Annotated in this window: 19 protein-coding genes and 2 riboswitches; of the genes, 14 read left to right on the top strand and 5 right to left on the bottom strand. The window is 38.0% G+C overall.

Annotated features, from left to right (window positions below):
- Window positions 1-19 precede the first annotated feature (19 nt).
- A riboswitch (SAM riboswitch) is annotated at window positions 20-181 on the bottom strand.
- Between the two features lie 106 nt (window positions 182-287).
- The gene (locus tag QFZ87_RS20220) at window positions 288-1,073 is read right to left on the bottom strand and encodes a carbon-nitrogen family hydrolase (protein WP_309865493.1); all 786 of its coding nucleotides are present in this window, start codon (window positions 1,071-1,073) and stop codon (window positions 288-290) included.
- Between the two features lie 120 nt (window positions 1,074-1,193).
- On the opposite strand from QFZ87_RS20220, the gene QFZ87_RS20215 reads away from it, so the two are divergent.
- The 6 genes from QFZ87_RS20215 (at window position 1,194) to QFZ87_RS20190 (ending at window position 6,319) form a co-directional block, all read left to right on the top strand.
- Window positions 1,194-2,372, top strand: coding sequence for a pyridoxal phosphate-dependent aminotransferase (locus tag QFZ87_RS20215; RefSeq protein ID WP_309865491.1), 1,179 nt, complete (start codon window positions 1,194-1,196; stop codon window positions 2,370-2,372).
- A gap of 78 nt (window positions 2,373-2,450) precedes the next feature.
- A riboswitch (SAM riboswitch) is annotated at window positions 2,451-2,560 on the top strand.
- A 74-nt stretch (window positions 2,561-2,634) separates the two neighbouring features.
- Window positions 2,635-3,846, top strand: a complete 1,212-nt coding sequence (mtnW, locus tag QFZ87_RS20210; RefSeq protein WP_309865488.1) for a 2,3-diketo-5-methylthiopentyl-1-phosphate enolase — start codon at window positions 2,635-2,637, stop codon at window positions 3,844-3,846.
- Complete coding sequence (locus tag QFZ87_RS20205) at window positions 3,847-4,521, top strand: 2-hydroxy-3-keto-5-methylthiopentenyl-1-phosphate phosphatase (protein ID WP_309865485.1); 675 nt, start codon at window positions 3,847-3,849, stop codon at window positions 4,519-4,521.
- The gene (locus tag QFZ87_RS20200) at window positions 4,515-5,144 is read left to right on the top strand and encodes a methylthioribulose 1-phosphate dehydratase (protein ID WP_309865483.1); all 630 of its coding nucleotides are present in this window, start codon (window positions 4,515-4,517) and stop codon (window positions 5,142-5,144) included. Before QFZ87_RS20205 ends, QFZ87_RS20200 begins: the two co-directional genes overlap by 7 nt.
- Window positions 5,145-5,170: 26 nt before the next feature.
- Window positions 5,171-5,704, top strand: coding sequence for a 1,2-dihydroxy-3-keto-5-methylthiopentene dioxygenase (locus tag QFZ87_RS20195; RefSeq protein WP_309865479.1), 534 nt, complete (start codon window positions 5,171-5,173; stop codon window positions 5,702-5,704).
- A gap of 372 nt (window positions 5,705-6,076) precedes the next feature.
- The gene (locus tag QFZ87_RS20190; RefSeq protein ID WP_309865477.1) at window positions 6,077-6,319 is read left to right on the top strand and encodes an aspartyl-phosphate phosphatase Spo0E family protein; all 243 of its coding nucleotides are present in this window, start codon (window positions 6,077-6,079) and stop codon (window positions 6,317-6,319) included.
- A gap of 57 nt (window positions 6,320-6,376) precedes the next feature.
- Here QFZ87_RS20190 and QFZ87_RS20185 read toward each other — a convergent pair whose 3' ends face one another.
- Entirely contained in the window at window positions 6,377-7,108 is a 732-nt protein-coding gene (locus QFZ87_RS20185; protein WP_309865475.1) for a ZIP family metal transporter, read from the bottom strand.
- 393 nt (window positions 7,109-7,501) lie between these two features.
- Between QFZ87_RS20185 and QFZ87_RS20180 the strand changes: the two genes are divergently transcribed.
- From QFZ87_RS20180 to QFZ87_RS20165, 4 genes are read left to right on the top strand one after another with little or no spacing between them, the layout of a single operon-like run.
- Window positions 7,502-8,326, top strand: coding sequence for an electron transfer flavoprotein subunit beta/FixA family protein (locus QFZ87_RS20180; RefSeq protein WP_309865473.1), 825 nt, complete (start codon window positions 7,502-7,504; stop codon window positions 8,324-8,326).
- Window positions 8,327-8,361: 35 nt separating this feature from the next.
- Window positions 8,362-9,393: an electron transfer flavoprotein subunit alpha/FixB family protein gene (locus tag QFZ87_RS20175; RefSeq protein WP_309865470.1), complete on the top strand. Its 1,032-nt coding sequence runs from the start codon at window positions 8,362-8,364 to the stop codon at window positions 9,391-9,393.
- Window positions 9,386-10,681: an FAD-dependent oxidoreductase gene (locus QFZ87_RS20170; RefSeq protein WP_309865466.1), complete on the top strand. Its 1,296-nt coding sequence runs from the start codon at window positions 9,386-9,388 to the stop codon at window positions 10,679-10,681. Before QFZ87_RS20175 ends, QFZ87_RS20170 begins: the two co-directional genes overlap by 8 nt.
- Window positions 10,681-10,965 carry a ferredoxin family protein gene (locus tag QFZ87_RS20165; protein WP_040204690.1) on the top strand — a complete coding sequence of 95 codons (285 nt, stop codon included), beginning with the start codon at window positions 10,681-10,683 and terminating at the stop codon, window positions 10,963-10,965. Before QFZ87_RS20170 ends, QFZ87_RS20165 begins: the two co-directional genes overlap by 1 nt.
- 140 nt (window positions 10,966-11,105) lie before the next feature.
- Here QFZ87_RS20165 and QFZ87_RS20160 read toward each other — a convergent pair whose 3' ends face one another.
- On the bottom strand, window positions 11,106-11,453 hold the full coding sequence (locus QFZ87_RS20160) for a hypothetical protein (RefSeq protein WP_309865461.1): 348 nt from the start codon (window positions 11,451-11,453) through the stop codon (window positions 11,106-11,108).
- 225 nt (window positions 11,454-11,678) lie between these two features.
- Between QFZ87_RS20160 and QFZ87_RS20155 the strand changes: the two genes are divergently transcribed.
- On the top strand, window positions 11,679-12,203 hold the full coding sequence (locus QFZ87_RS20155) for a hemerythrin domain-containing protein (RefSeq protein WP_308080368.1): 525 nt from the start codon (window positions 11,679-11,681) through the stop codon (window positions 12,201-12,203).
- Between the two features lie 20 nt (window positions 12,204-12,223).
- Here the strand turns inward: QFZ87_RS20155 and QFZ87_RS20150 are convergent, their stop codons facing one another.
- Window positions 12,224-13,462 carry an MFS transporter gene (locus QFZ87_RS20150; RefSeq protein ID WP_309865458.1) on the bottom strand — a complete coding sequence of 413 codons (1,239 nt, stop codon included), beginning with the start codon at window positions 13,460-13,462 and terminating at the stop codon, window positions 12,224-12,226.
- Window positions 13,463-13,601: 139 nt separating this feature from the next.
- Between QFZ87_RS20150 and QFZ87_RS20145 the strand changes: the two genes are divergently transcribed.
- The 3 genes from QFZ87_RS20145 to QFZ87_RS20135 all read left to right on the top strand — a co-directional run bounded on the left by QFZ87_RS20145 (window position 13,602) and on the right by QFZ87_RS20135 (window position 17,119).
- On the top strand, window positions 13,602-14,582 hold the full coding sequence (locus QFZ87_RS20145; protein WP_309865455.1) for a phosphotransferase enzyme family protein: 981 nt from the start codon (window positions 13,602-13,604) through the stop codon (window positions 14,580-14,582).
- A gap of 308 nt (window positions 14,583-14,890) precedes the next feature.
- Complete coding sequence (locus tag QFZ87_RS20140) at window positions 14,891-15,331, top strand: MarR family winged helix-turn-helix transcriptional regulator (RefSeq protein ID WP_309865452.1); 441 nt, start codon at window positions 14,891-14,893, stop codon at window positions 15,329-15,331.
- A 93-nt stretch (window positions 15,332-15,424) separates the two neighbouring features.
- The gene (locus QFZ87_RS20135; protein ID WP_309865449.1) at window positions 15,425-17,119 is read left to right on the top strand and encodes a M3 family oligoendopeptidase; all 1,695 of its coding nucleotides are present in this window, start codon (window positions 15,425-15,427) and stop codon (window positions 17,117-17,119) included.
- A 44-nt stretch (window positions 17,120-17,163) separates the two neighbouring features.
- Here QFZ87_RS20135 and QFZ87_RS20130 read toward each other — a convergent pair whose 3' ends face one another.
- On the bottom strand, window positions 17,164-19,314 hold the full coding sequence (locus QFZ87_RS20130) for an ATP-dependent Clp protease ATP-binding subunit (RefSeq protein ID WP_309865446.1): 2,151 nt from the start codon (window positions 19,312-19,314) through the stop codon (window positions 17,164-17,166).
- Window positions 19,315-19,406 lie beyond the last annotated feature (92 nt).

The raw sequence follows: 19,406 nt of genomic DNA, 5'->3' as shown, positions 1-19,406 counted from the left end.
GATGTATGTTTCTTCGCACCTCTTATCTCTCAGAAAGAACATCCTTCTGTTGGAATTAGCACCGTGCCTTTTAGGGAGTCCCCCTGTACCTATCTCATGATAAGCGCCCCGCTTTTCAGTGGGGTAAGGTCGGTTGCTGGGCTTCAAAGGGCCAAATCCCTCAGCCAGCTCGTGATAAGAGTAAATCTAATATTCTATTTTTTCAGTATGATAAAAACTATAACAGGATAAAAAGATAGGTGTCAACAAAATTTTGAAAATATTATTAATTTTTAAATTTGGAACTTCTAACGATAATATTCTGGCTTTCTATCTGCGAAGATAGGGATTTGTTTGCGTATATCTTTAACAAGGTCCATGTTTAATTCTGCAGATAAAATTTCCTCTTCATCCCCAGCTTCTGCAATCACTTCTCCCCAAGGGTCAATAATCATACTGTGACCAGCAAATTTGTTATTTGGATCACTTCCTGACCGGTTGCAGGCAACAACATAACATTGATTTTCGATTGCTCGAGAAATTAGTAAGGCACGCCAATGTGCTAACCGAGGTTCAGGCCATTCTGCGACCACAAATAGTGCTTCCGCACCATGGGAAGTATGGGTGCGTATCCATTCAGGAAAACGGATGTCATAACAAATGACTCCCGCAAAATGGCGATTTTCTAATTGGAATAAGCCTTTTTCTGTACCGGCCTCTAAATATAAGTGCTCATCCATAAGCTTAAACAAATGTAACTTACTATATTGGTGAACCAATTGGCCTTCTTTGTTAATGATAATCAAAGTGTTTTTTACTCCACTATCATTGCGGTTTGCAACGGAACCTCCAACGAAATGAACTTGGTATTTTTTTGCTGCCTCCTGTAGAAACTGAATCGTTTGTTTCGCTTGGTCATCTGCAATTTCATCAAGTCGTGTTAAGTCATATCCGGTGGTCCAAAGTTCAGGTAAGACGAGAATGTCAGGCTTCGTTTCCATTGCTTTTTCAATCAGTCTTTCAGCAGAATGATAGTTTTCATATGGATTACCAAAGGCGATATCCATTTGTATACAAGATATGTTTAATTTCAAAGAATTTTCCCTCCGGTTCGAAATATCAGAATTTTTTCTTTACAAGCTGTTATAAAAGTTATATCATTTGTGACTAGAATTTCAACAAAAATTTGTAATGAATAAGCAGGTGAGAGAGTGATGAAACAATTTCCACCATCAGAGCTTTTAAATAGTCTGCCAAAACAATTTTTTGCAGGCCTTGTAAAGAAGGTTGGAGAGTATATTGCCGAAGGGCATGACGTAATAAATTTAGGACAAGGGAATCCAGATCAGCCAACGCCTGAGCATATCGTGTCAAAATTACAGGAGGCGGCAGCTAATCCGATCAATCACAAATATTCTCCGTTTCAGGGGCATAGATATTTAAAACAGGCTGCAGCTGATTTTTACTTGAGAGAGTATGGAGTAACGCTCAATCCTGATAAGGAAGTGGCTATTCTTTTTGGCGGCAAAGCAGGGCTCGTAGAGATTCCACAGTGCTTGTTGAATCCAGGGGATACCATCCTTGTGCCAGATCCCGGCTATCCAGATTATTGGTCAGGTGTGGCTCTAGCAAAAGCGGAAATGGTTACAATGCCATTGAGGGAGGAAAATGCATTTTTACCTGACTACAACGAACTTTCTTCCGAATCGTTAGTAAAAGCAAAGGTCATGTTTTTGAATTACCCAAATAATCCTACCGGTGCTGTTGCCACTGAAGAATTTTTCAAAGAAACAGTGAAGCTGGCAAACGATCAAAATATTTGCGTTGTTCACGATTTTGCTTACGGTGCCATTGGTTTCGACGGTCAGAGACCTATAAGCTTCCTAGAAACCGAAGGGGCTAAAGAAGTAGGAATTGAAATTTATACTTTATCTAAAACCTATAATATGGCTGGCTGGCGTGTAGGATTTGCTGTAGGGAATGAAAGTGTCATTTCAGCAATTGAACTCCTACAGGATCATCTGTATGTAAGTTTGTTCGGAGCTGTTCAAGAAGCGGCAGCTACAGCTTTAACTGCATCACAAGAATGTGTTAGAGAATTGAATGAACTATATGAGCGAAGACGAAATGTATTAATTAACGGACTTCGGTCGATAGGTTGGGATGTAACCGCACCAAAGGGATCCTTTTTTGCATGGCTTAAGGTACCAGAAGGGTACACATCTGGACAATTTGCTGAAATTCTACTTGATCAAGCACATATTATGGTCGCACCAGGTATTGGTTTTGGTGAATATGGAGAAGGCTTTGTTCGAGTAGGCTTATTATCATCCGAAGAACGGTTAGTTGAAGCTGTCAGAAGAATTAGTCGTTTAGAAATGTTCAAAAAATAAGTTGACAAATGTTTTTTTTCTTGCGATAATCCAAAATAAAGTTTAACAACTTATAAATGTGAATAAATACGAATCGTTTTCTTATCAAGAGCAGGTGGAGGGAAAAGCCCTATGAAGCCCGGCAACCGACTTAACCAAAAGTTAAGCACGGTGCTAAATCTTGCAGCAATCTGGCTGAAAGATGAGAAGATGTTAGTTTGTGATGCTAACCTCTTCTTTTCGAAGAGGTTTTTTATGTTTTTTGGAAAGGAAGTTGAAAATAATGTCTGAAATAATTGCTACATATCTTGTACATGATGAAAAAAATCCGGAGAAAAAAGCAGAGGAAATTGCTCTTGGCTTAACTGTAGGTTCTTGGACGAATCTTCCTGAGCTCGAGCAGAACCAACTGCGCAAGCATAAGGGCCGAGTCGTTTCAGTTGAAGGGAAAGACTCTGAAAAAGAAGGTCTAGCAATCATTCGAATTGCTTATCCAACCATTAATTTCTCTACTGACTTGCCAGCGATCTTAACCACTGTTTTCGGAAAACTGTCCTTGGATGGAAAAATAAAATTACTAGATTTGCAGTTTGATGATTGTTTAAAGAGTCATTTTCCTGGACCTAGATTCGGTATCGATGGAATTCGAGAGAAAATAAACGTACATGATAGACCATTAGTGATGAGTATCTTTAAAGGCGTACTTGGTAAGGACATACACTTTTTGGTAGAGCAGTTAAAGCAGCAAGCTCTTGGTGGTGTTGATTTAGTCAAGGATGATGAGATTCTTTTTGAAAATGAATTAACACCTTTTGAAAAAAGAATTACCGCGGGAAAACAAGTGTTAAATGAAGTTTTAGAAGAGACTGGTCATAGAACGCTGTACGCAGTAAACCTGACTGGGAGAACCTCACAACTTAAGGAGAAAGCAAAAAAAGCAGCTGAGCTGGGAGCAGATTTACTATTATTTAATGTCTTCTCATATGGATTAGATGTCCTGCAAGAATTAAGAGAGGACAATGAAATTGGGTTGCCTTTAATGGCACATCCAGCAGTAAGCGGCGCATTAACTTCTTCATCCCAATATGGCTTTTCCCATTCTTTGCTCCTTGGAAAGCTTTTACGTTATGCAGGTGCTGATTTATCACTGTTCCCATCTCCATATGGAACGGTGGCATTAGAAAAAACATCTGCACTTTCAATTGCAGCTGAACTGACCAAAGAGGATGTTTATAAAAAAGCTTTTCCAGTGCCATCAGCGGGAATACATCCAGGGTTGGTATCCTTGTTAATTCGTGACTTTGGAATTGACTCCGTAATAAATGCAGGTGGTGGCGTTCATGGGCATCCAAACGGTGCTCGTGGAGGTGGCCTTGCCTTCCGACAAGCAGTGGATTCCATTCTTCAGGGAAACACACTCTCAGTAGGAGCGGAGCAGTATCCTGAACTTAAAAAGGCACTTCAGCTTTGGGGAAATGCCGAGGTGACGGTCTAAATGACAAAGCCGGTTATTTATTGTGATTTTGATGGAACGATTACAGAAAGTGATAACATCATTGCTATTATGAAACAATTTGCTCCTCCTGAATGGGTGGGAATTAAGGATTTAATTCTTTCTCGTCAGATTTCAGTGAGTGAGGGTGTGGGGAAATTATTTTCCTTATTGCCTAGTAGTAAGAAGAAAGAAATAACTGAATTTGCAATTGAAAATGCAAAAATTCGACCAGGCTTTAAAGAGTTTGTAGGGTATGCTCGTGAAAAGGGAATACCCCTCTATATTGTTAGTGGCGGTATAGATTTTTTTGTCCTTCCGATCCTAGCAGAATACGCTCCATTTGATGGAGTCTATTGTAATCATTCTGATTTTTCTGGAGAAACAATTAATATTCTTTGGCCACATGAATGTGATTCCTCTTGTAACAATGATTGTGGTTGCTGCAAGCCTAGTATTATGCGTAAACTGAACAATCCAAAGGAGAGTTTTAAAATCGTAATAGGCGACTCTGTAACCGACCTAGAGGCTGCTAAACATGCTGACTTTGTGTTAGCGAGGGATTTACTTCAGGAAAAATGTGTGGAATGGGGTATTAACCATCAAGGGTTTCAAACTTTCTTCGATTGTATCGAGGAAATAAATAAAAGAATTGAGGTGGGTGAGCTAACATGTTAAAGGAAAGATGGGCAGAATTAGCCGATATTAAGGATGAATTGGCAGAGAGAGATTGGTTTATGGGGACAAGTGGAAATCTTGCCATTAAAGTGAGTGATCATCCGCTTCAATTTTTGGTGACAGCAAGCGGAAAAGATAAACGTAAGCGGACTTCAGAAGATTTTTTATTAGTGGATGAATTTGGCCGTCCGGTAAAAGAGACTCATTTAAAACCGTCAGCAGAGACACTACTTCATGTGGAGATTTATCGCAAGACAAATGCTGGTTGTAGTCTTCATGTTCATACCATTGATAATAATGTGATTTCAGAGGTCTATGGTGATCATGGAGAGGTTACCTTTAAGGGTCAAGAGTTAATAAAGGCTTTTGATAAATGGGAAGAGGATGCTGTTTTAAAGGTACCTATTATAAGAAATTATGCACACATTCCTACACTTGCAAATAAATTTTCAGAACATGTTTCCGAAGACAGTGGTGCTGTACTAATTCGAAACCATGGAATCACAGTGTGGGGACGAAATGCATTTGAGGCAAAAAAAATCCTAGAAGCATCAGAATTTCTATTCCGCTACCAACTGCGGTTACTAGAACATAAACCATACCAATTATTTAAAGTAGTTTAAAAAAATACAGGAGAGGTTGATACGATATGGCATATATTACATTTCAAAAGAAAGAAGATCAAATTCACGAGCAGGAGGCAGTTGCAAGCTTCCTAGAAAGTCAGGAAGTTATTTATGAAAACTGGGATATTAGCAAACTCCCAGCAACGTTAGTAGAAAAATACCTTTTAAGCGATGAAGAAAAAGAAGAAATATTAAATACATTCGCAGCTGAGATTGAAGATATTTCTGAGAGACGTGGGTATAAAGCACAAGATGTGATCTCATTATCCGAAAACACACCGAATCTTGACGTATTACTTACTAATTTTAAAAACGAGCACCATCATACAGATGATGAAGTTCGTTTTATTGTAAGTGGTCACGGGGTATTTGTTATTCAAGGTAAAGATGGAGAGTTTTTTGAAGTTCATTTAAATCCTGGTGATTTGATCTCTGTACCAGAAAATACAAGACATTATTTTACCCTTGAAGAAGACAGAAAGGTTGTTGCAGTAAGAATTTTTGTTACAACCGAAGGCTGGGTTCCTATTTACGAAAAAGAAGAAGTAAACCAATAAAAAAGGAAAACTGGCTGCAACTGTTGCAGTCAGTTTTTTTATCTGTTTTGGATTCATTTTTGGATTTGGAAGTATTTTGGAAAAATTTTATCAGTAGCTTAATAATCCAATCAAAAAAAAGAAACTTGTTCAATCATTTTCCTTCCTATTTGCGTAAGGTAAATTTTGTCATGATGCAATCGAAGGGAGTCGGAGACAATTGTCGTAAAAGCTTGAAAAAAACGAAGGAATTTGTCGAAAAACGAAAGAAATAGAATGTTTTGTCTACTTTTGCGAATGTATTTACTTTTAAAGAAATTCTTGTCATAATTCTTCAAGTAGTCAACTTTTTTAGCGAATTACAGTAACAGGGTAATGAGTAGGAGGATAACATTGTACAAGGATAGTAATAATCAAAATGATATGATTGAACAGATAAGGGCCAAAAGGGAATTAATGATAAATTGCGCAAACACGTTGGGCTATACAAGTGAGGAAACAATTAAATACAGCCAGGAGCTAGATGAATTAATTAATGATTACCATAGGGTAATGGGACAAGCATCCAGGCCAAATGAAGAAGTTAAAATTGCTTTTAAACAAATGATTATGATTTGGCCTAAAGTATTAGTCTAAATGGAAATTGAGAGGTATAAAGCAGCTTGAAAATATATTGATAAGTTACTTGTCCAATTAAAAAATATTAATAATTAACACCATAATTAACAGCCCCATGATAAACGCATAGGTTGATACCCGCTCATTTCCGTCTCCGTGACTTTCGGGAATTAATTCTTTATAAATGATATATAACATCGCACCTGCCGCAAAAGATAGGCCGTATGGAACAAGGCCTTGAACAAATGAAGTTAAAAAATACCCTAATAATGAAGTTACAATTTCAATAGCACCTGTTAAGGTCGCTATGAAGAAGGCCTTCCATTTACTAATTTGCTGGTTAATTAAAAAGAGAGCGACAAGAAGGCCTTCTGGAGCATTTTGGAAACCAATTGCTAATGCGATTAAATTTCCAGTATCTCCTTCTGCAGATGCATAGCTAACACCAACAGATAGACCCTCAGGGATATTATGTAAAGTAATGGCAGCGATAATTAACAAAGCTTTTTCATCGAAATGAATTCCCTTTTTACTATGTTGTAAGTCAATATGGGGAATATTTTTTTCCAAGAGAGTTAGTACACCTACCCCTAACCAAACACCGACAAAAAGTGATATATATCCTCCGTATTTGAGGGCCTCCGGAATCAAACCAATAGTAGACGCTGCCATCATAATGCCTGCACTAAAGGCTAACAATACGTCCTTCCATCGATGTGTAATAGAATGATGAATAAATAAGATCAGTAACGCTCCAACTCCTGTTGATAAAGCAGAGAGTACACTCCCGAAGATTACCTCATTCATTGCTTTCCTCCTTCCTTATAATCATAAAATCTACAATTTTAGACAGTACTGTGATTTTTATCATTGTTTATATCCCAATATTTCATATAGTTATAGTAGTGCTATATTTATACATTCTCACATCATGATTAACTACATATCTTACCACAATTTGTTATTACTTCAACTTTTTTATTAGTTATATCCTACTCCCTAGAATCTACCCAAGTTTGTCATGCTTATTTAGTTTATCCGAAATTTCATTGATCTTTGTAAGAAAAAAAAGAAAACCATCATTGTTTGGTACTATGCTTGTGTTACGGTTCATATATCGTTAATAAAAGCATTTTTTATAACCAAAGGAAGCAAACGCTTTCACCAATCTTAGACTATATGGAGGAGGGAAAGTCCTACATGCACATTGTCGTATGTGTCAAACAAGTACCTGATACAAAAATCATTAAAATCAATCCTAAAACAAACACACTCGACCGCCGAAGTGCTCCAGCTATTTTGAATCCTTACGATGCACATGCGGTTCAAGAGGCTGTGAAAATTAAGGAAAAAACGGGAGGAACCATATCGGTATTGTCAATGGGACCACCGCAGGCAACGGCAGTTATTAAAAAGAGTATTGAAATAGGTGCAGATAGAGGCTATTTGATTTCTGACCGTGCTTTTGCGGGTGCAGATACACTTGCAACAAGTTATGCCTTATCTAAAGCATTGGAAAGAATCGGTAAGGATCTCCCAGTAGATTTAGTAATTTGTGGGAAACACGCTATCGACGGAGATACAGGACAGGTTGGACCAGGAATCGCAAGAAGGATGGATATTCCACCAGTCACGAATGTAATTGAAGTTACGGAAGTCAATCAAGCGGAGAAGACCATTTTAATCAAACGAAAATTAACCAGCGGATATGAACTCATTCAGTCTGAGCTACCTTGTTTATTAACAGTTGAAAAAGAAATAAATGCAATCGACTATTCACCAATGCCGAACATGATTAGTGCAGCTAGATATGAACCTATTATCTGGGCAGTAAGTGATCTAGAGAATGTTGAACGTGCTCAATTAGGACTTAAGGGTTCACCGACCATTGTAGGTAAGATGTTTACACCTCCACGACCAGAGGGTGGTAAAAGACTTGAGGGTACTGCTGATGAGCAAGTGAAGCAGCTTATGGAATTGTTAATAGAGAAAAAAGACCTGTTAACAATCCAGTCATCTAAATAACAAAGATTTATCAGTTGCCGCAGGGAGGGGTTTACATGAATCTAGACGATTATCGTGGAGTCTGGGTCTTTATTGAACAAAACGAAGGTAAAATAGAAGGCGTTTCACTCGAATTGCTTGGAGCCGGCAGAAAGCTGGCAGATAAACTGCAAGTTCCCTTAGCAGGATTCTTATTAGGAAGTGAAATTAAACCATTAGCTAATCAGGTAATAGCCTATGGTGCTGATGAGGTGTATGTCATTGATCATCCGGTATTGAAAGATTATCGGACTGAATCTTATATGAAGGGTGTTATGCTGCTCGCTCAAAAATATATGCCAGAGATTATCCTTTACGGAGCAACACCAAATGGAAAGGATTTAGCAAGTGCGGTAGCAACTGATTTATCTACGGGCTTAACAGCGGATACTACGATGTTGGATGTGGATACCGATAATAGATTGCTAGAAGCAAGCAGACCAGCATTTGGTGGAAATATTATGGCCACCATCCTATGTAAAAAGCATCGACCACAAATGGCCACTGTTAGACCAAAAGTAATGAAGGCATTAGAGCCAGATGCAGGCCGTCTTGGTAAAGTCATTGAAGAAAAAATTTCACTTCAAGAAGAAGATATGCGGACAAAAGTACTCCAAATTGTGAATGACGTAACAAAAAAAGCTAATTTAGCAGAGGCACATGTCATAGTATGTGGTGGAAAAGGCATGGGAGATTTTCAAAATTTCCAACTTATCCATGAGTTGGCAGAAACAATAGGGGCAAGTGTCGGCGGTACTCGTGATGTTGTAGAAGCTGGATGGCTACCGCACGAACAGCAAGTTGGTCAAACGGGAGAAACGGTGACTCCGAAGATTTATTTTGCGATTGGTATTTCAGGAGCGATTCAACATGTAGTTGGTATGAAGAACTCCGAGTTCATCATCGCTATCAACAAAGATCCAAATGCACCAATTTTTGATGTTGCAACATATGGAATTGTAGGAGATGCAATGGAAATTGTACCTAAACTAATCGAGCAATTTAAGCAGCTCAGATCAGAAAAAGGCGGTGTTGTAAGCTATGCCTGAGAAATTTGATGTGATTATCGTTGGTGCGGGTCCTGCAGGAACTTCCTGTGCTCTGACTTGTGCGAGAAATGGATTAAACGTTTTGCTTATCGAAAGAGGAGAATATCCTGGTGCCAAAAACGTAATGGGCGGAGTGTTATATCGAAAGCAAATGGAAGAGTTAATTCCTGAATTTTGGAAGGAAGCACCTCTTGAGAGACCCGTGATTGAACAGCGCTTTTGGATGATGGATAAAGAATCTGTTGTTTCCTTCGGCTATAAAGGTCTTGAATGGGCCGTGGAACCTTATAATAACTTCACTGTTCTCCGAGCACAGTTTGACCAATGGTTTGCGCAAAAAGCAGTCGAGGCGGGAGCGCTCCTAATCAACGAAACTGTTGTTACCGAATGTATTGTTGAAAATGGCAAGGTAGTAGGTGTGCGAACGGATCGCCCAGATGGAGAGGTATATGCCGACGTCGTTGTACTTGCGGACGGAGTAAACTCACTCTTATCTAAACAGCTAGGCTTCCATAAAGAATTTCGACCAGATGAAGTGGCATTAACTGTTATGGAAGTGGTTAATTTATCCAAGGAAAAGATCAATGATCGTTTTAATCTGGAAGATAACCAAGGCTGTACCATAGAGGTCTTTGGGGATTCAACAAAAGGTAACCTCGGAACAGCTTTTATTTACACAAATAAAGAAAGTATTAACATTGGAGTAGGTACTACTCTATCCAGTATGATTAAAGCCAAATTAAAGCCGTATGAGCTGCTTGATTACTTGAAAACACATCCAATGGTAAAACCATTAATTGCGGGTGGAGAATCTGCAGAGTATCTTGCCCATCTTATTCCAGAAGGCGGCTATCGTTCGGTTCCTAAGGTGGCTGGAAATGGAGTAGTTGTGATTGGTGATGCTGCGCAACTAGTTAATGCCATCCACCGTGAAGGTTCGAATATGGCTATGCATTCAGGCATGTTAGCGGCTGAAACGGTAATAGAGGCGAAACATCGTGGCGATTATTCAGAGTCCAGTTTAAATCTCTACCGTGAGAAGTTATATGATAGCTTTATCATAAAAGACTTAGAGAAATATAAAGATGCTGCACATACATTTGAAAAGTATCCACAATACTTCAATGAATATGTTCCAATGATGAATAAAGCCATGAGCAAATTCTTTACGGTAGATGGAACACCAAAACGCGAAAAGCAAAAGCAGATTATGAAGAGTGTCACTTCTGAAAGAGGAACGATTCGAGTATTGCAAGATATTTATCGTGCTTGGAAGGCGGTGAAATAATGTCAACGAAGAATATCGAAGAAAAACAGTATCTTCTCCGTTTTAAGTGTGATACGAAGTCTCATTTGACTGTGCTTGATCATGATGTATGCATGACACAATGTCCCGATAAAATTTGTACAGTATTTTGCCCAGCAGAGGTGTATAAGTGGGAAGGAACAAGGATGCAGGTGGGCTACGAAGGCTGTCATGAATGTGGAAGCTGCCGTATAGGCTGTCCGTACCAAAACATCAAATGGGAGTATCCAAAGGGTGGACATGGAATAGTATTTAGACTTGCATAAAATAATAGACAAAAGTGTTGTTTACGGCCAGCCGTGAACAACACTTTTTTTATGTAAAAATATTAAATATCACTATATGTAGGTTTTTTCACAAGTGGGGGTAAAAAAGAGGTAAAGCAGAAGGTTGATATGTTAGAGGCCTAGCTAATTTTCTCTAGTAGGGTTGAGGAGGATAGCTCATCTTTCTTGCCTGAGGCAACGAATGAAGAAGCTAGTTTGTTTGCGTGATCCATTAACTCCATATTTTCTGAACAATAATAAGGCTTTCTCCAATTGAAATCACCGTCACAATCAGCGGGATATATGCTAACTTTCCAATTATAGTAAATGGTAGGTTGTGGGAGTTGTACCCCTTCTACAGCAATAAGCCAATGTGTATAAGGAGAATTAGGGATGGTAGCATCAGATTCCTTTAGAGCCCTTAAATCGTTAAAACCGATTGGGATTAATGCCTTTTGATAAAAATCATGATAATTTGGGGTTTTCATGTATTTTTGACCTCCATTTCATGTTCTATCTTCATTATATGAAACTTTCAAACAATTTTTGTGTGATAAATGTTAAATTTTCAAAAAAATTAGAGCGGTTTCATAAAAATGACAAAAATACGACAACCATCCGCTTCTTTTTCAGAGATGTGACCTCTGTCACTACATTAATTCATAGTTAATTTTATACTTAGGACACAAATTACAATAGAGGTGAAATGAATAATGAGTGGTTGCATGAGTGGGTTTGGCGGTATGCCCCAAGCTGAATTAAGTGAAGGATTAAAACAACTTAAAAGTGAACATCCTCCATTATTAGAACAATTAGAGAAGCTATACACTTTAACACAAAACATTGACCAAGAGTTGAATGTTGAAGAAGATTTTATTGAATTAATTGAGCAAGTGAAAGCCTTTAAGGCAGCTTTAGACCCACATTCTGAAAGAGAAGAAGGCGTTCTTTTCCCAATGATGGGAACCTATATTGGAACAACCTCAGGACCTATTGCGGTAATGGAGTATGAACATGATCAAGCGAAAACTAATATCGGTTCTTTTTTAACAAATGCAGAAGTTACTGAAGCATCTACTGAAGAAAAGAAAAGGTTAGCTGAGTTAATCCAAAATGCTTATTTCATCTTAACCGAGCATTTCTCTAAAGAAGAAAATGTACTATTTCCAATGGCAGAAAGAATGCTAACAGATGAAGAAAAAGCTGAATTGTACAAAAGAATTCAAGAAATAAAGTAAGGATAGGCATTAGCCTATCCTTACTTTATTTGATTCCATTCCCACACCTTCTGATCAGATGGAAGTAAAAAAGCGATTAAACCGAGTAAGGGGAGTACCCCCAGCCATGTAATCATTGATTGTAAACCAATCCAGTCAGCAATGTATCCTAACCCCACAGAACCAATTGCCCCCATACCGAATGCAAGTCCTACAGTTAAACCAGACATTGTCCCAATCTTTCCAGGAACTAATTCTTGTGCATAGACAACTGTCACAGAAAAACTAGTCATTAAAATAAATCCGGTAAAAATCAAAAAGATAAAGGCAATTGTTGGCGGTACATAAGGAATGAGAAACGAAAAAGGAACAGTCGCCAGCATGGAAAAGGAAATAATCTGTTTCTTTCCAAAACGGTCAGAAAGCGGACCTCCAAAGAATGTTCCAATTGCCCCCGATACGAGAAAGGCAAATAAGAAAAGTTGAGACTGTTTAATTGTAAGTCCATATTCCTTAATCGCATAAAATGTATAGAAATTGGTCATTCCGGATGTGTACCAAGTCCTAGCAAAGATAAGTAACAGGATTAAGACGATTGTATTTTTAACTTCTTTGGACAACCCGACTTTTTGATCCATACTTGTTCTTTTACCTTTTGCTGTTTTAGGAGATTGGTTTAGTCTCTGATTATACCAACCTGCAATATAAATCAATAAAATCACAGCAAGAGCAGCAACAATGGTAAACCAAGATGCACCTATCTGACCCAGTGGAACTAAAATAAGTGCTGTAATAAGTGGGGCCAATGCCTGACCAGTATTTCCGCCGACTTGATAAATTGATTGAGCAAGACCTCGGCGATTCCCTGCAGCCATATAGGCAACCCTAGAGCCTTCAGGGTGAAACACGGCTGAACCGAGACCAATCAAGACAACAGCTAAGACAATCCAAGCAAAATTTGAAGCAAATCCTAATCCAAGTATTCCAACTAAAGTAAAAGTAAGTCCTATTGGCAAGGCATATGGCATAGGCTTTTTGTCAGTTACGAACCCGACTAGTGGCTGCATGACAGAGGAGACCATATTTAATGAAAAAGCAATGACCCCTAGCTGGGTGAAGCTTAACCCCATCGACTTCTCTAATATCGGAAACATAGCTGGTACAACAGCCTGAATCGCATCATTCAATAAATGACATAGCCCGATGATAAAGAGAATTTTAAACATGGTAGACTCTGAGGCTTTTGGCGTTTTAACGGGTAAAGCAGCTTGCTGACTCATTGACATCCCTTCTTTGTAAAAAGTGCAAATAGTTTTCTATCCATATCTTACTACCGATTGCCAAAAATAAGAAATATTTATTTCTGATTTTTGAATTTTTAAACTATAATGAAAGAATAATTGTTTCATAGGGGGATTTATGGAAAAGTCTGTTGAAGTATTGTTTACTCAAGAAGTTTTAAATCAATTTTTAACAAGGTTTGAATTAGAATTAAGAGTAAAGAAATTGGGAGACTTTGAGAATTATGTATTTGAAGTGTATCGCAATGACCAACCATTTGTCTTGAGGATTACCCATAGTTCACACCGCTCTTTAGGTGAAATAGAAGCAGAGCTAGATTGGATGAACTATTTAAACGAAAATGGTGTAAACTGCCCAAAGGTATTTCTTTCTTCTAATGGACATTTAATAGAAAGATTTGAGGCTTTGGATGAGTCCTGTTTTTTTGCCTGTCTTTATACAAAGGCCGAAGGATTTCCCGTTAAGACCGACTCTGAGTATTTTAGTAACGATTTGTTCCATGCCTGGGGGAGGGTGACGGGACATATGCATGCAGTGACAAAGCATTATCAACCGAAAAAAGGATTGAAATTACGCCCTTTTTGGCATGAAGAAGAACTCATTGATGTAAAAGCGTATTTTCCAGACGAACCGGAAATTATTAAGAATACTAATGACCTAATGAAAGAGCTAAGGGAACTTCCTCAAACGAAAGATAACTTTGGTTTAATCCATACAGATATCCATTCAGGTAATTTCTTTTATGATGGCAAGAATGTCCATGTGTTTGATTTTGATGATTGCAGCTACCATTGGTTTACATCAGATATTGCCATCCCGCTTTATTATTCCATTTTTAATGGACTACGTAATTCGAATAAACAGGAAAAAACCGAATTTGCTCATCGATTTCTAACTCACTTTACTGAAGGATATAAGGAATGTAATCCCTTACCGGAAAGTTGGGAGGAACATGTACCCCTCTTTCTTCAATTAAGAGATATTACTCTTTATTCAGTTTTCCAAAAAAAGATCGCACCCGAAGACAGGGATGAGCGGTTAAATAAACTTATTAATGAAATACAATATAGGATTATCAAGAAAGAAACAATTGCATAAACGATGTAGACGAGACCAAGTTGTGTCTCGTTTTTCATTGGTTAGGAAATTATAAAAAGGTCCGAGTGTGGATAACAGAACTAGAAGTCTGAGTCTAGCTCCAGCGCCTAGCCCCTCGGGTCAAATAACCTTCGGCAAGAAAAGTCAAAAGGCGGACTTTTCCCGCCGAAGAACATTTGCCTGTCGGGGCTGGACGAGGCGCTTCCGCCTTTTGTTCTTTACATGCAAATTGACATAAGTAAAAAATTTTTTTATAATAATTTTGAAATCAAGATAATTTTTAAAACAAATCTAAAGGATGAGTTCTTATGGAGAATGATTCAGTAGCAAAATCATTAAAGTTATTTATTGTCCTTTCACGAGCATATAAAGCGATTAATGAACATGTAAATAAAGTGATTCAAGCAAGCGGTTTAAACCCTACTGAGTTTGCTGTTTTAGAGCTTCTTTATCATAAGGGAGACCAGCCAATGCAGCAAATTGGCGGAAAAATTTTGCTAGCTAGCGGGAGTATTACTTACGTAGTGGATAAGCTAGAGCAAAAAGGAATGTTAAAAAGAATTGCTTGTCCAAAGGATCGAAGGGTCACTTATGCTCAAATTACTGAAGAGGGAAGAGCTTTTATTCAAGGCATATTCCCCGAGCACGCCGAACAAATTGACCAACTTATGTCGAGTCTAACTGATTCGGAAAAGTCGGAAGCGATTGATCTATTAAAAAAATTAGGTATACCTGCAGGTAAATTTTAATACGGCCAAAAGGTCGTATTTTTTTTGTAAAAGGAATATGATGGTAGAGTGTCGAAGAAATATATGCAGAAAACAAGATAAGGGGGATGTTTAATGAGCTTTGAAAACTATACATATGTACGTCCGAATTTAGAAGAAGTAACTGTTACATTCGATGCTTTACTGGAGCGTTTTAAAAGTGCCGTTTCAGTTGAGGAACAGAGTGAGGCTATGCATGAAATTAATGCGCTTAGAAATGACATTGGAACCATGTTCAACTTATGTTACATTCGTCATTCCATTGATACAAACGATGAGTTTTATAAGCAAGAACAAGACTATATGGATGAAATTCAGCCAAAGGTTGAAGGTCTAGCTACAAAGTATTATCAAGCATTGGTAGAATCAACATTTCGCCGTGAATTAGAGGAAAAGTGGGGCAAACAGCTTTTTTCTCTTGCAGAAGGTCAGCTTAAGACATTTAAGCCAGAGATTGTCCCATTACTTCAAAAGGAAAATCGCCTATCAACAGAATATACAAAGCTAATTGCAGCAGCAAAGATTGATTTTGAAGGTGAAGAGAGGACTTTAACACAATTACAACCATTTACTGAGTCGACAGATAGAGATATGAGGAAACGGGCGAATGAGGCAAGGTTTGGGTTCTTAGCTGAACATCAGTCAGAGCTTGATCGAATTTTCGATGACCTTGTAAAAGTAAGAACAGAGATTGCTCAGAAGCTTGGATACAATAACTTTGTAGAGTTAGCTTATTATCGAATGATGAGAACAGACTACAATGCAGAAATGGTAGCGAATTTCCGTCAGCAGGTGAAGGATTTTATTGTTCCAATAGCTACAAAACTAAAAGCTCGTCAACAAGAGAGAATTGGTCTTGATCAATTGAAATATTATGATGAGGGCTTTATTTTTAAAACAGGAAATGCTGTTCCAAAAGGCAGTCCTGAATGGATCATTGAAAACGGACAGAAAATGTACGAAGAACTTTCAGAGGAAACGGGATTGTTCTTCCGTTTCATGCAGGACAATAACCTTATGGATCTAGTAGCCAAAAAAGGAAAAGCTGCTGGCGGTTACTGTACATTTATTGAAAATAATAAAGCACCATTTATTTTTTCTAATTTCAATGGCACATCAGGTGATATTGATGTCTTAACCCATGAAGCTGGGCATGCCTTCCAAGTATACTCTAGCCGTCACTTTGAAATTCCAGAATACTATTGGCCAACTTATGAAGCATGTGAAATCCATTCCATGAGTATGGAATTCTTTACATGGCCATGGATGGAGCTGTTCTTCAAGGAAGATACAGATAAATATAAGTTCTCCCATTTAAGCGAAGCACTATTATTCCTCCCATATGGTGTATCTGTTGATGAATTCCAGCATTGGGTATATGAAAACCCAACCGCAACACCAAAGGAACGTAATCTTCAGTGGCGTGAGATTGAGAAAAAATACTTACCTCATAAGGATTATGACGGGAATGAATACCTAGAAAACGGGGGCTTCTGGCAACGTCAAAGCCATATCTACAATTCTCCATTTTATTATATTGATTACACGCTTGCACAAATTTGTGCCTTCCAATTTTGGAAACGCGGAAGGGAGAATCAAGAAGAGGCTTGGAACGATTATGTAAATCTATGTAAGCTTGGTGGAAGTATGTCATTTACCAAGTTAGTGGAAGCAGCAAACCTCATTTCTCCATTTGAAAACGGCTGTGTGGAATCAGTAGTTGGTGAGATTGAGAAATGGCTAAGTTCTATTGAGGATAAAAAACTATAAGAAATAAATGAAAGAGGTTGACTCAGTCAACCTCTTTCACCTTTTTATTGAACTGAAACCACTTCAGAAACGACTTTTAATTGACCATCTTCTAAAATGGCTTGTAACTTATTAGCATCTGGCTGTTCAAGGATAAAGTCAGCGATGGTATCTTCGAGTTGTTCCTGAATGACCCTGCGGAGTGGGCGTGCACCGAAGGCAGGATGGTAACCAAGCTCAGCTAACTTTTCTTTAGCTTCTGACGTAATGTGTAACTCAATATTTTGTTCAGCTAAAGTTTCTTGTAATTCAATCATCATTAAATCAACAATATATAAGATGTTTTCTTTATCCAGTGCATTAAATTCAATGATGCTATCAAAGCGATTCAAAAATTCTGGTTTAAAGAAACTGCCTAGTGAGTCAAGAATCGTAGCTTCTTCCACGGCTTCATTTGTACTAAAGCCGACATGCACAGATTTATGACCGATACCCGCATTACTTGTCATAATGATGACTGTATCCTTAAAGCTAACAATTCTTCCCTGACTATCTGTAAGACGGCCATCTTCAAGGATTTGCAGGAACATATGTTGAACATCAGGATGTGCCTTTTCAATTTCATCTAACAAAATAATGCTGTAAGGATTTCTGCGTACTTTTTCTGTAAGCTGACCTGCCTCGTCATGACCCACATAACCAGGAGGTGAACCAATTAATTTTGATACACTGTGTTTTTCCATGTACTCACTCATATCCAGACGAATCATGGCATCTTTCGTACCAAATAGTTCTTCAGCAAGTGTTTTAGATAGTTCCGTTTTTCCTACACCAGTAGGACCGACGAAAAGAAAAGATCCAATCGGACGATTCTTTGATTTTAAGCCAGCACGACTGCGTCTAATTGCTTTTGCTACTTTTTTTACAGCCTTTTCCTGCCCAATGACTTTATGATTTAAATTTGCTTCTAGATCCTTCATCTTACACTGTTCTTCTTGTTGCAATTTTCCTACTGGAATTCCTGTTTTCTGTTCAATAATTTCTTGAATATGTGAAACCTGAACAACAGGTCTTTCAGAGCTTGTATCCGTATTTAATGATTTCTCAAGCTGTAATTCTTCGTCACGGAGTTTAGCTGCAGCTTCATATAGTTCCTTTTTAAGTGCTTCTTCCTTGGCAGCTGCAATCTCTTTTAAGCGGGCCTCAATTTGTTCAGTGTTTTTATAATCAGAGTTTAAATTTAATTTTGAACCGGCTTCATCAAGTAAATCGATGGCCTTATCTGGTAAGAAGCGGTCTTGGATATAGCGCTGTGACAATTGGACACATGCATGAATGGCTTCATCAGAATAAACCACTTCATGATAATCCTCGTATTTCTTTTGAATTCCTTTTAAAATTTCAACAGCAGCCTCCGTCGTTGGTTCAAGAACATGAACCGGCTGGAAGCGGCGTTCTAGGGCTGAATCCTTTTCAATCTGGCGATATTCTTTGAGGGTTGTTGCACCCACTACTTGTAATTCCCCACGTGCTAATGCAGGTTTCAAAATATTTCCTGCATCCATTGATCCTTCTGCAGAACCTGCACCGACAAGCAAATGAATTTCATCGATAAAAAGAATAATATTTTTACGTTCTTGTAATTCAGTAATCAATTTTTTCATTCGTTCTTCAAACTGTCCACGAATTCCAGTATTAGAAACAAGGGAGGCAACATCTAAAAGATAGACCTCTTTATTCTTCAGTTTTCCTGGTACATCTCCTTCTGCAATCTTAAGGGCAAGACCTTCAGCAATAGCTGTCTTACCTACACCAGGTTCACCGATTAATACTGGATTGTTTTTGTTTCTTCTATTGAGAATTTCAATGACACGTTTCACTTCATCATTTCGACCGATAACTGGGTCTATAAGACCTACTTTCGCCATGTTACTTAGATTACGACCGAATTGATCGATAAATCCACCATGAGATGCTTTTTGATGTGTAGTATATGATTCGGTTGCATTTGGATCTTGTGCAAAGTGATTATTCATGAATAGATTTTCAAAAGGAAAGTTCGAGAATGAGTTCATAGGTGAACTAAAATTAGCACCTAATGCATTTTTTTCTTTAACGTAGCATTCGTGACAGAGTTTGATTTCCTTACGTTGGCCATTGATATTCATATTTAACTGTACATTTGCATGGTTTACATTACATTTTTGACAAAGCATAAGCAAATAACCTCCTAAAAATATTTATAAGTTGTTTAACATCATCGTTTGACTTTGACTATCTTTGACTTTATGACCATAGTATACTCTGA

Origin of the sequence: Bacillus sp. SLBN-46, assembly GCF_031453555.1 — a bacterium.
Taxonomy (GTDB): domain Bacteria; phylum Bacillota; class Bacilli; order Bacillales; family Cytobacillaceae; genus Neobacillus.
The sequence above is the reverse complement of the archived record's forward strand: the minus strand, read 5'-3'. Positions and strand labels throughout refer to the sequence as shown.